The sequence below is a fragment of the Bacteroides sp. An269 genome, from assembly GCF_002159755.1.
Taxonomy (GTDB): Bacteria; Bacteroidota; Bacteroidia; order Bacteroidales; family Bacteroidaceae; genus Phocaeicola; species Phocaeicola intestinalis.
In genome coordinates this window covers 1-15,412 of record NZ_NFJG01000109.1, presented here as the reverse complement: position 1 = coordinate 15,412, position 15,412 = coordinate 1, and the positions used below count along the sequence as shown (strand labels likewise).

At 44.4% G+C, this 15,412-nt stretch carries 13 protein-coding genes and 2 tRNA genes; 6 read left to right on the top strand and 9 right to left on the bottom strand.

What is annotated here, in order from left to right:
- Positions 1-104 precede the first annotated feature (104 nt).
- The 3 genes from B5F71_RS15865 to B5F71_RS15855 all read right to left on the bottom strand — a co-directional run bounded on the left by B5F71_RS15865 (position 105) and on the right by B5F71_RS15855 (position 1,553).
- Complete coding sequence (locus B5F71_RS15865; RefSeq protein WP_225226423.1) at positions 105-1,238, bottom strand: hypothetical protein; 1,134 nt, start codon at positions 1,236-1,238, stop codon at positions 105-107.
- A gap of 116 nt (positions 1,239-1,354) precedes the next feature.
- Positions 1,355-1,428, bottom strand: a tRNA-His gene (locus B5F71_RS15860).
- 51 nt (positions 1,429-1,479) lie between these two features.
- Positions 1,480-1,553, bottom strand: a tRNA-His gene (locus tag B5F71_RS15855).
- A 364-nt stretch (positions 1,554-1,917) separates the two neighbouring features.
- Here B5F71_RS15855 and folD point away from each other — a divergent pair.
- Complete coding sequence (folD, locus tag B5F71_RS15850) at positions 1,918-2,799, top strand: bifunctional methylenetetrahydrofolate dehydrogenase/methenyltetrahydrofolate cyclohydrolase FolD (protein ID WP_087212179.1); 882 nt, start codon at positions 1,918-1,920, stop codon at positions 2,797-2,799.
- Positions 2,800-2,896: 97 nt separating this feature from the next.
- Here folD and B5F71_RS15845 read toward each other — a convergent pair whose 3' ends face one another.
- The gene (locus B5F71_RS15845; protein ID WP_204428046.1) at positions 2,897-3,916 is read right to left on the bottom strand and encodes a glycosyltransferase family 2 protein; all 1,020 of its coding nucleotides are present in this window, start codon (positions 3,914-3,916) and stop codon (positions 2,897-2,899) included.
- 320 nt (positions 3,917-4,236) lie between these two features.
- Positions 4,237-5,565, bottom strand: a complete 1,329-nt coding sequence (gene mtaB, locus B5F71_RS15840) for a tRNA (N(6)-L-threonylcarbamoyladenosine(37)-C(2))-methylthiotransferase MtaB (protein ID WP_087212189.1) — start codon at positions 5,563-5,565, stop codon at positions 4,237-4,239.
- 245 nt (positions 5,566-5,810) lie between these two features.
- On the opposite strand from mtaB, the gene B5F71_RS15835 reads away from it, so the two are divergent.
- The 4 genes from B5F71_RS15835 (at position 5,811) to B5F71_RS15820 (ending at position 9,577) form a co-directional block, all read left to right on the top strand.
- The gene (locus tag B5F71_RS15835; RefSeq protein WP_022039911.1) at positions 5,811-6,008 is read left to right on the top strand and encodes a hypothetical protein; all 198 of its coding nucleotides are present in this window, start codon (positions 5,811-5,813) and stop codon (positions 6,006-6,008) included.
- Between the two features lie 293 nt (positions 6,009-6,301).
- Positions 6,302-7,195, top strand: a complete 894-nt coding sequence (dapA, locus tag B5F71_RS15830; protein ID WP_087212173.1) for a 4-hydroxy-tetrahydrodipicolinate synthase — start codon at positions 6,302-6,304, stop codon at positions 7,193-7,195.
- A 541-nt stretch (positions 7,196-7,736) separates the two neighbouring features.
- On the top strand, positions 7,737-9,035 hold the full coding sequence (locus tag B5F71_RS15825; protein ID WP_087212186.1) for a phenylacetate--CoA ligase: 1,299 nt from the start codon (positions 7,737-7,739) through the stop codon (positions 9,033-9,035).
- A gap of 113 nt (positions 9,036-9,148) precedes the next feature.
- Positions 9,149-9,577, top strand: coding sequence for an acetohydroxyacid synthase small subunit (locus tag B5F71_RS15820; protein WP_022039915.1), 429 nt, complete (start codon positions 9,149-9,151; stop codon positions 9,575-9,577).
- Positions 9,578-9,657: 80 nt separating this feature from the next.
- Here B5F71_RS15820 and B5F71_RS15815 read toward each other — a convergent pair whose 3' ends face one another.
- Positions 9,658-10,047, bottom strand: a complete 390-nt coding sequence (locus B5F71_RS15815) for a GtrA family protein (RefSeq protein ID WP_022039916.1) — start codon at positions 10,045-10,047, stop codon at positions 9,658-9,660.
- 43 nt (positions 10,048-10,090) lie between these two features.
- On the bottom strand, positions 10,091-11,848 hold the full coding sequence (gene aspS, locus B5F71_RS15810; RefSeq protein WP_022039917.1) for an aspartate--tRNA ligase: 1,758 nt from the start codon (positions 11,846-11,848) through the stop codon (positions 10,091-10,093).
- Positions 11,849-11,955: 107 nt separating this feature from the next.
- Between aspS and B5F71_RS15805 the strand changes: the two genes are divergently transcribed.
- Positions 11,956-13,326, top strand: a complete 1,371-nt coding sequence (locus B5F71_RS15805) for an MATE family efflux transporter (protein ID WP_087212182.1) — start codon at positions 11,956-11,958, stop codon at positions 13,324-13,326.
- Here B5F71_RS15805 and B5F71_RS15800 read toward each other — a convergent pair.
- Both B5F71_RS15800 and B5F71_RS15795 read right to left on the bottom strand, forming a co-directional pair.
- Positions 13,278-14,015, bottom strand: coding sequence for a murein L,D-transpeptidase catalytic domain family protein (locus B5F71_RS15800; protein ID WP_087212170.1), 738 nt, complete (start codon positions 14,013-14,015; stop codon positions 13,278-13,280). The two genes, B5F71_RS15805 and B5F71_RS15800, sit on opposite strands and share 49 nt — an antisense overlap.
- A 108-nt stretch (positions 14,016-14,123) precedes the next feature.
- Positions 14,124-15,149, bottom strand: coding sequence for a L,D-transpeptidase family protein (locus tag B5F71_RS15795; RefSeq protein ID WP_087212167.1), 1,026 nt, complete (start codon positions 15,147-15,149; stop codon positions 14,124-14,126).
- Positions 15,150-15,412 lie beyond the last annotated feature (263 nt).

Sequence of the window (15,412 nt, the reverse complement as noted above, 5' to 3'; positions counted from 1 at the left end):
GACGAAGAACAGGAGCGAAAAGGACCAAAAAATCGCCCAAAGCACACACGAAAACGGATACATCAAGCCAAGAAAAACTTTTTGGAGAAATTCAAAACAGCTTCTTAATTCTTATACGTGAAAACAATGATATGCGAATACTTGTTGCCAACTTTTGTTACTTGGGCAGAAAAAATGAATGAGCGGAACAAATCGACATGCTGCATCACAAATTTGGGCAAATAAAATCCGCCAACCTGCAACATATCCCCTCCTTTCAACTTATCCATATCCGCCACAAAAATAAAAGAGGCATCACGCGAAAGATTCGATACACATTCTTCGAATAAAGTATGTTGTGGAATGCTTATCATACGCGATATACACGAATCCACCTTTTCTTGTCCCGACAACACCAGCAAGCCATCTTCAGAAACTGAATCCATTTGATACAGCCGGTCTGTGACACGAAACCGGCATGAATCCGGCAATACCATCGAACCACTCAAATAAAACACCTCACTGTTTAAATGGATATCAAAACTGCTCCAGCAACTTGCACAATCCCTTACCAGGAAAGGCAGTGAAGGAGCATGCCCGTACAATGTAATAAAATTGACAGCCTTTCCTTCGTAACATTCCATAAACACAGCATCCTCACGCAACGAAACATCATCTTTACGGGCATCAATCACTTGCTCTATCAAGCTTTTCTGATAACTAAGGACACAAAAACCCTTGCCACAATAAGCAGCTATAAAATCACCGTTTTCGAGTGCATAGATATCTATATCGCTACCTCGATACGACTCTTTCTTAGGCACAAACCTTCTCCCTTGGCGCTGCATCATCCGCTGTAAAAACTCTCTTCCCGAACCGTGGGTACGGAAATACATTACGACATTACGCGCCGACATTGGTGCATGAAAACTGATCATCATTCTTTCAATGCCATTGCTCAGCCGATGTACCGTACTGTCTGCATTCGGAAATACGGCATTAAGTACCATCGGAAACAAACCACTCTGCCGCAATGTATCCAATTGCAAACCATAAGTGGTTTGTGGAAATTCATTAGCCAAGAAGTCAGGATTATCAGTTTCAAGCAAGCCAACACTCTCCAATGGCACAAAAGACAACAAATCGACATCCTTGCCCTTATCAGCCACACTGAGTTGGACAAAGCTATAAACTCCTACTGCTATGCAGAAAAGAACAATAGAAACGATAACACCTACCTTACCGACCATATTATTCATATTTTTTTGCAAATATAGGCAATTAATTAAAAAAGTACAAATCCAATAGGGAATATTTAAAAAAGAAAAAGCAGTGAATATACATTTATATACTCACTGCCTGATACCCAAGTGTGGGTGACTAGTGGGACTCGAACCCACGACATTCAGAACCACAATCTGACGCTCTAACCAACTGAACTATAGTCACCATGTTGGTATAAAATGTAATGAATTACTCCGAAGAGGTTTTTTAAGTAAGGGTGACTAGTGGGACTCGAACCCACGACATTCAGAACCACAATCTGACGCTCTAACCAACTGAACTATAGTCACCATGTTGATTACCTCTCAAAAGCGAGTGCAAAGGTAAACATTAATTTTGAATCTGCAAACTTTTCCAATGTTTTTTTATTCGGGAACAGACAAAAACACAGAAAACACAGAACAAACGCATTTAAATCATGCAGATTACCCTCAGTGACGGAGAGAATTATCCGATATTGGAAAAGATTATCTTCTACAGCGTAGCATTTATGCCTTCCGACACTGATTTCACAAATTCTTTCAGGCATTCCATTTTACCGCTACGGATGCTGGGTTAATAAAGCATAAAGAAACAAATATACTAGATGATATGAATGGAAAATATTAATTTTGTTAGAGCATTAATATATTAAACAATTTAAACAGAAGAAATATGACATTGATTGATGGAAAAGCTATTTCTGAACAGATTAAACAAGAAATTGCAGCAGAAGTAGCAGACATTGTTGCCCATGGAGGAAAACGTCCGCATCTGGCTGCCATTTTAGTGGGTCACGATGGTGGAAGTGAGACCTACGTGGCATCGAAAGTAAAAGCATGTGAAGTATGCGGTTTCAAGTCCACATTGATCCGCTACGAAGACAACGTGACCGAAGAAGAACTACTGGCAAAAGTCTGTGAGTTAAACGAAGATGAAGACATCGATGGTTTTATTGTCCAGTTGCCTTTGCCCAAACACATATCCGAACAGAAGGTAATCGAAACGATAGACTACCGCAAAGACGTAGACGGCTTTCACCCCATTAATGTAGGACGCATGTCTATCGGACTCCCCTGCTATATTTCAGCCACTCCCAACGGAATCATGGAATTATTCAGACGGTACCACATCGAAACACAAGGAAAGAAATGTGTCGTACTGGGAAGAAGCAACATTGTAGGCAAACCGATGGCGATGCTGATGATGCAAAAAAATTATCCGGGCGATGCCACAGTGACCGTTTGTCATAGCCACAGTGCAGACCTTGTAAAAGAATGCCAAGAAGCAGACATCATCATAGCCGCCATGGGACAACCCAACTTCGTAAAAGCAAATATGGTAAAAGAAGGAGCGGTTATTATTGACGTAGGCACTACCCGCGTTCCAGATGCAACAAAAAAATCAGGATTCAAACTGACTGGAGACGTAAAATTCGATGAGGTAGCTTCTAAATGCTCCTTCATCACACCTGTGCCAGGAGGTGTAGGTCCCATGACAATCGTTTCATTGATGCGGAACACCCTGCTGGCTGGGAAAAAAGCTATTTACAAATAAAAAAACTGTTTTGAGGGTGTATCAAAACAGGACTTAGTTTTCATTTTGATAGCCGTTCTTTATCTTGATATACCCTCAATAAACATTCTATAAAGAGTTATCCTATCAACTCTTCATACGTTCTCTTCCTTCTTCCCTGTACTCGCCACAGCAGACTGAAACGATATCGCTCCCCAATATCAGTATTGACTGATTTCTGCAAATTCTCTTTGCGGTCCGTTTCAAACTGAGGTCGCATGGCCACATAGTCACAACGTGCTTTCAACACAGCACGTGCTTCCCCTACTTTCCCACGCAAAGCAAAGAAACCAGCTGCCAGATAGTCCAATATCAGCCGGACACGCATTACACGCTTCAACTCCTTAGCTGGCAAATTTTTATAAAGCATCAGCAAGTTGTTTCGAAAATTCAAATAAGTTTTCTTCGGGTCACTTGTCTTTAAAGTAGCCCCTCCTACATGATATACTTCACATAGCGGCAAACAGACAATACGATACCCCCGGCTACGCAACCGCCAACAAAAATCTATTTCTTCCATATGGGCAAAAAAGCGTTCGTCCAGACCTCCCACTTCCCAATATACATTCCGCCGGACAAACAACGCCGCCCCTGTAGCCCAGAATATCGGTATATTATAATCATACTGTCCACGGTCTTCCTCTATCTCATCCAGCACCCGTCCCCTACAGAACGGATAACCATACCGGTCGATAAATCCACCTGCCGCCCCAGCGTATTCGAAATTAGTCTTTACCCGCCAGCTCAAGATTTTAGGCTGGCAGGCTGCCACTTGCGGATGTTCGTCCATATATTTCACCATAGGCTCCAACCAGCCTTTCCCCACTTCTACATCATTGTTCAACAACACCACGTATTCTGCATCTATCTGCTTTAATGCCTTGTTATACCCACCCGCATAGCCATAATTCTGATCCAGCCTCATCAAGCAAGCCTCAGGAAACTCTTTTTCCACAACCGCACATGAATCATCTGTCGATGCATTGTCGGCTACATACACTTTCACACCTTCTCCCTGTGAATAGGTCAATACAGAAGGCAAGAATTTGCGGAGCATCTCTGCACCGTTCCAATTCAAAATGACAACAGCTACATTTATCTTACTCATACATTCTTATTCCTTATAAGATTAACAACAAACACGTGCCAGGGAAACACAAATACCGACTCTATTTAGAAGCTGTTTTGAATTTCTCCAAAAAGTTTTTCTTGGCTTGATGTATCCGTTTTCGTGTGTGCTTTGGGCGATAAATCCAAAACAGCTTCTTACAAATATACAATTTTATTGCAAAACAACAAGCGCCAATGAGCTGAAATTACAATAAAACTTCTACAGGATCGGTTCCCATTTGTCCACCGGCACCAATAGAATGCAACAAGTCCTATTTTCACTGCTCCGGAAATGTTAAAACATCCAAATCAATCCAACTTTCCACACAAGATTCCTTTTAATGCTGTCCCATCGGCATTCATTTCACCCAGCTGTACACGCACTAAATTATTGTCCAAGCCTTCTTTATTTTCCAGTTCTACCCGTATATAGTTCGGTGTAAAGCCATGCATTCGTGCTCCCGCCTTAGCATGTTCCATCAAGACAACAGCTTCCTGACCGATATGTCTTTCATAAAAGGCTGTTGTTTTTTCGTCCGACAGAGCAAGCAGACGCTGGCTTCGTGCATGCTTATCTTCCGGAGAGACTACATAATCTATCTTTAAGGCTTGCGTACCCGGACGTTCCGAATAACTGAATACATGCAACTGGGTTATATCCAGTCCCTCAATAAACTGATAGGTACGCTCAAAATAGCCGGGTGTCTCTCCACGTGTCCCCACAATCACATCCACACCGATAAACGCATCAGGCATATACGATTTGATCGTTTGCACCTTCGAAGCAAACAGCTTCGTGTCGTAGCGCCGGCGCATCAATTTTAACACTTCATCGCATCCCGATTGTAATGGAATATGAAAATGAGGCATAAACCGTTTCGATTGAGCTACAAACGCAATAATCTCATCGGTCAACAAGTTTGGTTCAATCGAAGAGATCCGGTACCGTTCGATTCCCTCCACCTCATCCAGTGCCTGCACCAGCTCAAGGAATGTCTCACCGGTGCTTTTACCAAAATCACCGATATTGACTCCCGTCAATACTATTTCCTTACCACCTTCTGCTGCAACCTGTCGTGCCTGTTCCCGCAAATCAGCAATTTTACCATTCCGGCTTCTTCCACGTGCAAAAGGAATCGTACAATACGAGCAGAAATAATCACATCCGTCCTGTACTTTCAGGAAATAACGGGTACGGTCTCCCCTTGAACAAGAAGGCACAAATGTATGTATATCTTGCTGAGGTGAAGTCACTGCTTCGCCATGAGCACGCTTTTCCAGCCCACCCAAGTATTTCATCAAATCTCCTTTCTGCTCGGCACCCAATACCAAGTCTACCCCTTCAATGCCCGCCACTTGTTCCGGTTTCAGCTGTGCATAACATCCTGTCACCACGATGAAAGCTCCCGGATGCTCTTTCACCATCCGATGAATCGCCTGCCTGCACTTTTTATCAGCGACCTCAGTCACCGAACAGGTGTTGATTACGCATATATCCGCCTTTTCTCCTTTCTGCACTGTCTGTACGCCTGCTTCTTTCAGCATCTTTCCTATTGTAGATGTTTCGGCAAAATTCAACTTGCATCCCAAGGTGCAATAGGCCGCTTTCTTATTGCGAAAAATAGAATTATCTGTCATATATATAATAAGGTGTATAATTAATCCTGATTCAGGGAATGCAAAGTTACACATTATTTTGCAGACCATCGCTAACCGGCATCAGAGAATCGCATTTTTACACTTTGTACGTTCGGATTCCTTTACCAAACATATTTTTTTCAAAAAAAAACCGGTTTTCATGAACAACCTATTAAAAAACTCTATATCTTTGCAGCGTTTTAAGAAGACAACATAAGTATTACAGATTTAAAAAAGCAAAGAAAATGAAAAAATTAGTATTTTTGTTCGTAGCATTTGCTGCTGTTTCTTTTGCATCTTGCGGAAACAAAGCAGCTAACACTGAAAGCACTGTAGATTCTTCAGCAACAGTTGAAACTGTAGAAGAAGCTGCTCCGGTAATGGATTCTACAGCAGTTGATTCAACAGCTGCCGCTGCTACTGATTCAGTAGTTGCTGAATAATCCAATCTCGAACAATTAGAGAGAATTGAAAAGTCTGTAAGCTCAGCCTACAGACTTTTTTTATAACCTTTCCCCTACCCCGTCAGCAAACCGGCACCGCGAAGTGTAGCAAGTAACTGGAATGGCAGATGAAGCATATCTTCGTTTGTGGAAACGAACGAATTCTTTAAATCAATTTTAAATTGCATGGGTCGGTTGACTTTACAACGTTAAATAATTAAGGGCATATTTGTTTTAAAAAAAAAAATATTCGTATTTTTGTGAAGCTAATAGATCACGTTTATATTTTGATTATGATACGAAGAAAGTTGAGAGGAATGGGAGTGGCATTAGTCACTCCTTTTAATGAAGACGGAAGTGTGGATTATGATGCACTTATTAAGTTGGTGGAATATCAGATCCAAAATGGCACAGACTTCTTATGTGTACTGGGAACCACAGCAGAAACCCCAACACTGACGGCTGACGAAAAGAAAAAGATAAAACAAACTGTCATAGAACGAGTAAACGGAAGAGTTCCCATTCTGTTAGGCGTGAGCAGTAACTGTACCCAAACTGTAGTTGACACGTTGAAAAATGATGATATGACAGGAGTAGATGCCGTACTCGTTGCCGTACCTTACTATAATAAGCCGTCACAAGAAGGGATTTACCAACATTACAAAGCCATCGCACAAGCTACTAAATTGCCGGTGGTACTTTATAACGTACCTGGACGCACGGGTGTAAATATGACAGCTGAAACGACGTTGCGCCTGGCACGTGATTTCGAAAACATCGTAGCCATTAAAGAAGCCTCGGGAAACATTACACAAATGGATGACATCATAAAAAACAAACCAACCAATTTCGATGTTATTTCAGGCGATGACGGCATTACCTTTCCTCTGATTACATTGGGAGCTGTAGGAGTCATTTCAGTCATAGGAAATGCATTTCCACGAGAATTCAGCCGTATGACCCGTCTGGCACTAGCCGGTGATTATCCTAGCGCATTGGCTATCCATCACCAGTTTACTGAATTATTTAAGCTACTCTTTGTTGACGGTAATCCGGCAGGAGTGAAGGCCATGCTTAGCATGATGGGGATGATAAAGAACCGCCTGCGCCTTCCTTTGGTACCTACCCGCATCACTACGTTTGAAAAAATGCGTTGCATTTTGAACGAACTGAAAATAAAGTGCTGATGAAAGTTCAAAATAATTAACCAGCCTGTAAAAACAATGAAAAATCTTATACTTCCTAATGAAACTTCAATCTCTTAAACCTCAGAGAGCAAAGGATTCAAAGAAAACAAAATCTGTCCCAGTCAAGTCTCAACATAAAATATAAAGCACTTAAGTATAAGATTTTTCTACCATGTTTATAACGGCACCAATCAAAAAGGAAAACAATTAATGAATGTCCGCAAACAGTCAATGCATACCCCTGAAAAATGAATATATACTGCATCAGCTTATGAATATATACTGCATCAGCTTGTGAATATATACTGCATCGGCTTATGAATATATACTGCATCGGCTTATGAATATATACTGCATCGGCTTATGAATATATACTGCATCGGCTTATGAATATATACTGCATCAGCAAAGGCAGTACTACTGCATTTTCAACTCAGCGAATTGGCTGATTGCGGACATTCATAAAACAATTAAAGATGACATCTCAGAATGTTCATACTAAATACATTACATCTCAGAAAAAACTATGAAACACGAACAAATGTACTTGCATCCGGAACTGGAAACAATGACTCGCCCGGAGATAGAACGGCTTCAAATGGAGAGGCTGCAACAAACATTGCAACGCTGCATGCGCTCTCCTTTCTATAAACAACGCTTCAGCGAGAACGGCCTCAGGCCGGAAGACATACGCTCGCTGGACGATTTACAGAAAATACCTTTTACCACCAAGCAAGACTTGCGTGACCATTACCCATTCGGACTTTCGGCTGTTCCGCTGGAAGAAGTGGTACGCCTGCACTCGTCCAGTGGCACAACGGGCACACCTACCGTCATCCTGCATACCCAACACGACCTGGATGAATGGGCAAATGCCGTAGCACGCTGCCTCTACATGGTAGGATTACGCAAAGGTGACATTTTCCAAAATTCATCGGGCTACGGAATGTTCACCGGTGGACTGGGATTCCAATATGGTGCCGAACGGCTTGGAATGCTCACCGTACCTGCAGCAGCTGGAAACACCAAGCGGCAAATCAAGTTTATCACCGACTTCGGCACTACCGCGCTACACGCCATTCCCAGCTATGCCGGACGACTTTATGAGGTAATGGAAGAGATGGGCATTGACCCGCACCGCGATACAAAGCTCCGTACCTTGATTATCGGAGCTGAACCACATTCGGACGAACAACGCCGGCGTATCGAGGACATGTTAGGCGTAAAGGCATACAACTCTTTCGGAATGTCTGAAATGTGTGGTCCGGGAGTGGCATTCGAGTGTCCCGAACAGAATGGTCTGCACATTTGGGAAGACTATTACATCGTGGAAATCGTAGATCCGGAAACACTGGAACCGGTACCTGAAGGTGAGATAGGCGAACTGGTGCTGACTACCATCAACCGCGAAGCAATGCCCCTCCTGCGCTACCGCACACGTGACTTGACACGCATCTTGCCAGGTGACTGTCCTTGCGGACGTCACCACAAACGACTGGACCGCATGAAAGGCCGGAGCGATGACATGATAATCTTGAAGGGTGTGAACATCTTCCCTATCCAGATAGAAAACATTCTGATGCAATTTAAGGAACTGGGTAACGAATACCTCATCACGCTGACCAATCTGGAAGCGAATGACGAAATGACCGTAGAAGTAGAACTGAACGACTTTACCGATGACTATGGTTTCCTGCAAAGACTAACCAAGGAAATCACCCGCCAGTTGAAAGACGAAATATTGATAACTCCGCGCGTCAAACTCGTACCTAAAGGCAGCCTGCCCCAGCAGGAAGGTAAAGCCATACGCGTGAAAGACTTAAGAAAAACATTGATATAATACCAACACAAGGCATCAGCTGATAAGGTGACAAAGCTTTAAACAGCCTTGAATATTCAGAGTTTTGCCAACCTCGTCAGAGCTTGTTCTTGTAAACCTAAAAAGCATAAAATATGACCATCCACCAGTTATCTGTATTTGTAGAAAACAAGTCGGGCACATTGCTTCAGGTGCTCGAACTACTGAAAGAAGCGAATATCCAACTTATCGCTTCCACCATTTCCGACACAGTAGAATATGGTATCTACCGCATCATCTGTTCCGAACCGATGCGCGCTTACGAAACATTGAAACAGGCAGGCATCTCAGCAAATCTTTCGGACGTGTTCGCCATCATGCTCGATAACCAACCGGGACGTGCAGCCGATGCCATTCGAAGCTTCAGCCAGGCAGGGATAGGTATTTCCTACCTCTATTCATTCCTACTTTCGGGCAAAGGCATCCTGGTATTCCGGACTGACAGCCCGGAAGAAACCCGTAAAGTCATACTCGATAAAGGACTGAATTACATCGAAGAACAGCACCTGCTGAAAATGGCATAATGTTTTTAATGAATATCCGCAAACATCCCTTGCAGTAGCATATCGCATACGCCACTGCAAGGGATGTTTGCGAAATGACATCAGCGGAAAGTAATGTGACGGTTGGTGATAAAGTTGACCGCACCGTAGATGAAAAGTCCCAGAAACTGAGCCAGATACTCATTGCAGTAAAACAACTCCACCAACATCAGCAGGAAAAGGAACTGCATGCTGTAGGCCAGCAGGAAGGCACCGGCAAAGAACAACACCTGATGCCAGATGCTGTTCTTCTTATTGCCAGGCTCAAGAGGGAATATCCAATATTTACACCAAATAAAGTTGTGAATCTGCGCCACGACATAAGCAATGATATTCGCCGTGATGTAACTTTCACCCTCGATATGCATCAGCAGCCATACCACAAACGCAGTAATCAAAGCATTGAGCGTGCCTACGATAGCAAAACGAATGACGCGTACAGATTCTTTCATTCAACTTCTTTTAAGAGATAACGATGACCAGTGCCTTTTTGGGTCAGTCTTCTTTCACTACTTGCAGATGTAATTCGTCCAGCTGCTTCTGGTCAAGATAGCCTGGAGCATCCAACATTACGTCACGACCGGAATTGTTCTTTGGGAATGCAATACAGTCTCGGATGCTGTCAAGACCGGCAAAGAGCGATACCCAACGGTCGAGACCATATGCCAATCCGCCATGAGGAGGTGCACCGAACTTAAAGGCGTTCATCAGGAAGCCGAACTGCTCTTGCGCCTTTTCCTGTGTGAATCCCAGAATTTCGAACATTTTCTCCTGAAGCGCTGAATCGTGGATACGAATAGAACCACCCCCTACTTCTACGCCGTTGACCACCATATCATAAGCATCGGCACGCACGGCAGCCGGGTCTGTATCCAGCAAAGGAATGTCTTCGTCTTTAGGATGGGTAAACGGATGGTGCATTGCCATCAGGCGACCTTCTTCCTCACTCCATTCAAACATCGGGAAATCTACCACCCACAAGCAGGCAAACTTATTCTTATCGCGCAAGCCCAGCTGGTTACCCATCTCCAAGCGCAATTCGCAAAGCTGTTTGCGAGTTTTCATCGCATCGTCACCACTCAATATCAATATCAAATCACCCGGTTTGGCACCGAAAGCCTCTTTCATCTGCTGAAGCACATCTTGAGCATAGAATTTATCGACACTTGATTTCACGTTACCATCGGCTTCCACGCGGGCATAGACCATGCCTTTCGCACCGATTTGCGGACGCTTCACAAACTCGGTCAACTGATCAAGTTGTTTGCGAGTGTAATGCGCCGCCCCCTCAGCACAGATACCGCCGATATACGCTGCATTGTCGAATACTGAGAAGCCATAACCTTTCAATATATCCATCAGTTCGACAAACTTCATGCCGAAACGCAAGTCGGGCTTGTCGCTACCATAATACTTCATTGCATCGGCCCACGGCATACGCTGGAACGACTCAGTCAGTTCCACACCACGCAATTCCTTGAACAGATGCTTTGCCATCCCTTCAAACATCTGGATGATGTCTTCCTGTTCCACAAAACTCATCTCACAGTCAATCTGTGTGAACTCAGGCTGACGGTCAGCACGAAGGTCTTCATCGCGAAAACATTTCACAATCTGGAAATAACGGTCGAACCCCGACACCATCAGTAGCTGCTTCAACGTCTGCGGAGACTGAGGCAAGGCATAAAACTGTCCCGGATTCATGCGTGAAGGCACCACAAAATCGCGCGCACCTTCGGGTGTAGACCCAATAAGCATCGGAGTTTCCACTTCGAGGAAGCCTTTGCTGTCCAAGTAACGGCGCACTTCCATTGTCATCCGGTGGCGCAACTCCAGATTCTTGCGCACGGCAGTACGACGCAAATCCAAGTAGCGGTATTTCATCCGGAGGTCATCGCCGCCGTCTGTATTATCTTCAATCGTAAACGGAGGGGTCTGTGCCACATTCAGCACATTCAATTCCGACACGATGATTTCGATTTCACCAGTAGGAAGGTTGGCATTCTTGCTGGAACGCTCGCTCACCACGCCCATTACCTGAACAACGAATTCACGTCCCAAGTGATTGGCTCGCTCGCACAGTTCTGCATTCACTTCTGTATTAAACACCAATTGGGTGATGCCATATCGGTCACGAAGATCCACAAAGGTCATCCCTCCCATCTTACGCGTACGCTGCACCCAGCCGGCGAGCGTCACGTTTTTGCCTGCATCGGCGAGTCTCAGCTCACCACAAGTATGACTTCTGAACATATCATATAAGGTTTATAAATCCAAGTTTGACTATAAATTTAGGCAAAGGTAGTATATGTTTTTGATTTATGCAATATCTTTGCGGCAGCAAACGTAAAGACAAAGCCATGAACATACAAGACCATACTTCAGCGGGAGACCTGACAAAAGGTAGCATCACGGGCACAATGCTGCGTTTCGCTATCCCGATGATGTTGGGAAACCTGCTTCAACAATGCTACAACATAGCCGACACACTCATCGTTGGACACTTCCTAGGTGCCGATGCACTGGCAGCGGTAGGGTCGGCTTATTCGCTGATGGTGTTCATTACCTCCATCTTTATCGGGCTTTGTATGGGTACAGGAGCCGTATTCTCTCTGCAATATGGAGCAAAAGATTACGAGGGAATGAAACGAAGCCTGGTCTCATCACTCCTTCTGACAGGCGGTATTACTCTCATCATCAACACGCTGTCACTGATATTCATCCATCCTATTATCCGCTGGCTGCAAACTCCTGCCGAAATCACTGGAATGATGCATGACTACCTGTTGGTGATATTCATCGGTATCTTCAGCACATTCCTTTATAATTATTATGCTTTCCTGCTCCGTGCCTTAGGCAATTCCATCGTACCCCTCGCTTTCCTGGGTATATCAGTGGTACTCAACATTGTACTTGACCTGGTGTTCATCGCAATTTTCCACTGGGGCGTGACAGGAGCAGCAGTAGCCACCGTCATCTCACAAATCGTATCGGGTGTAGGACTTTGCCTGTATACCCTCTACCGCTTCCCAATATTCCGGCTAAAATGGAAACATATCCGCATCAACAGACAATCCATCCGTGAGATAGCCACTTATTCCTCACTTACATGCATGCAACAATCGGTGATGAACTTTGGCATTCTGATGGTGCAAGGGTTAGTCAACAGTTTCGGTACCGCCGTAATGGCAGCCTTTGCCATCGCTGTCAAAATTGATACCTTTGCTTATATGCCTGTACAGGACTTCGGGAATGCTTTTTCCACCTTTATTGCCCAAAACTTCGGTGCTAAGAAATTCGAACGGATAAAAAAAGGAATACACAATACGCTATGGTTCATCACCGGCTTTTGCCTATGTATCTCTGCAGCGGTCTTTGTCTTTGCACGTCCTTTGATGCAGCTTTTTATCGATGCCAATGAAACCGAAATCATCGCCATTGGGGTAGAATACTTACGTGTGGAAGGCAGTTTTTACGTAGGTATCGGATACCTTTTCATGCTCTACGGACTTTTCCGTGCCATCCGCATGCCAGGCATGTCAGTAGTGCTCACCGTCTTTTCGCTCGGTACCCGCGTCGCATTAGCTTACGGACTGGCCTCTATTCCTTCTATTGGCGTACATGGCATCTGGTGGTCCATTCCCATCGGCTGGGCACTGGCCGACCTCTTCGGATGGTGGTATTACCGCAAGGCCGCTTCCAGACTGATACCTGCCTCTTCTCTATCCTGACCCTCCGCGTGCAAGATTGAGCTTTGCGCCAGATAGCTGGGTTTAGCGGCATAGATATACATCACACTACCACCCTTAATGGCGTCAATGATAGGACGGCATAACTTCTGAGGGACAGCAGGACAACCGAAACTCCTTCCCAAACGCCCACCATTACGAATGACAGAAGGATTGGCATACGCAGCCCCGTGCATCACGATGGCACGCTGACGGGCACGGTCATTAATACCTTTTTCCAATCCTTCCAGCAACAGCGAATAACCATTTCTGCCCTGATACGTTGATTCAGTTAAATAAAACCCCAACGAACTTTTGTGTGAACCGTCTTCGTTTGAGAACGAAGTAGCATAGATGTTCCCACTGTTCTTCCCATGTGCCACCACCGAAGAGAACAGCATTTTCTTCTGCTTCATATCGAACACGTACAAACGTTCCTGCGTAGAAGGCTTCGAAAAGTCGATAAGGGTCAGCACCTCCCGTTTCCGCTGTCCGATACGGTAATAACCCGTCACAGCCTGACGGAAAGCAATATAATTCACCCGTCCTTCCAAGTCCATCTCGTGATACAACTGGAGGCAACGATCCACAATCTTCACTTGTGGAGCATCTTTCTTTTCTTCCGACCGACAAAGCACAGAGCTACATACGGAAGCTACCATCATCAAAATAATCAAGAAAATACGCAGCATGAAATCAATTTAGAATACGGCTGCAAAGTTACAAAATAAATAATTTTCCCACCACAGATTACACGGATTTCTCAAAATAATATTTCCACAATGCTTCTGTATTTCCAACTACTCAATAATTACTACAAGCGTAGCCTCGGTTGGCAGATAATCGAAAATGAACTTAGCATGCGAAGTAGCATTGCGCACACACATATGTGAACGGGGAATCGTACCTAGCGACCAACTGTATTCTACCATCCGGGTTTGTGGAACATTAACCGGCACGCCATGCAAATAGGCACCGTTCGTAAATCTAGATGCATATGGAGCATACCCTCCTACACCGGAACCACCGTCTTTCAAAAACACCATCCGCTCTTTCTTTTCTTGCAACAAAAACATTCCTAGCGGGGTCTCCTGTGCATATGGTGGACGGTGCATACCTGTCGTTGCCGGATTCATACTTCGAATGGTCCATTGCCCTTCTCCTGTCCACTCCAGTGTAGTGATGTTCTGATCGAGCCGGTCGACGAATACCGCATGGTGGAACTTTATGCCCGCAGGAAGCTGTCTGACGTATCGCGACGGAACAAGCCATTCACTTTCCGCCGTCACAGGAACGATACGCAAGAAACTACCTTCCCGGTTCTTCAGATAAGCCAGTGAACCATCGCGCCCGTATCGAACAGGCACTAACGAGTCATTCGGCTCATAGAAAGGTATTGACTGATAACGCTCCACACCACATGTGTCTGCCACCCTCCCATATACGTTCCGCACATACCGATGTACCAAAGCTGCTTCTCCATTACGATTCTTATAGTTTCGAAGCACAACCCAATCCACCTCATCACGTTGCATATTTTCTATGAATGCCAAACATTTGCGAATGATTTCCCACTTAAAGCTACGCACCGTATCGCCATAGGGATAGATATCTTCCAGTGTATGCTGATCGTAAAGTAAATCTTTTGTCAAAAGAATATCCGAAGCATCCAATTGCCTGGAAGAGCCTAAAGCTTCTCTTTGCGAAACCATGTCCGAAATGATTTCCAGCTTATCAGACACCGAAAAAGTCTGCACCTGCTGTTTCTCACATCCCAAAAGCAGCAGACACATCACACACGCGACCAGTAAAACCTCTCTCTTCATAGCAGGCAGGTTAAGGTTTATACAAAGATAAGCATTTTTTCCCATTTTCAAAATTAGTTGTCAAGATAATAACAAACGAACCACGTATTTTGTTCCTTTTATTCCTTACATCCTTATCCCGACACAAGAAAGATACCCAAGCTTCCTACCAGCAACTAAGAAGCTGTTTTGAATTTCTCCAAAAAGTTTTTCTTGGCTTGATGTATCTGTTTTCGTGTGTGCTTTGGGCGATTTTTTGGTCCTTTTCGCTCCTGTTCTTCGTC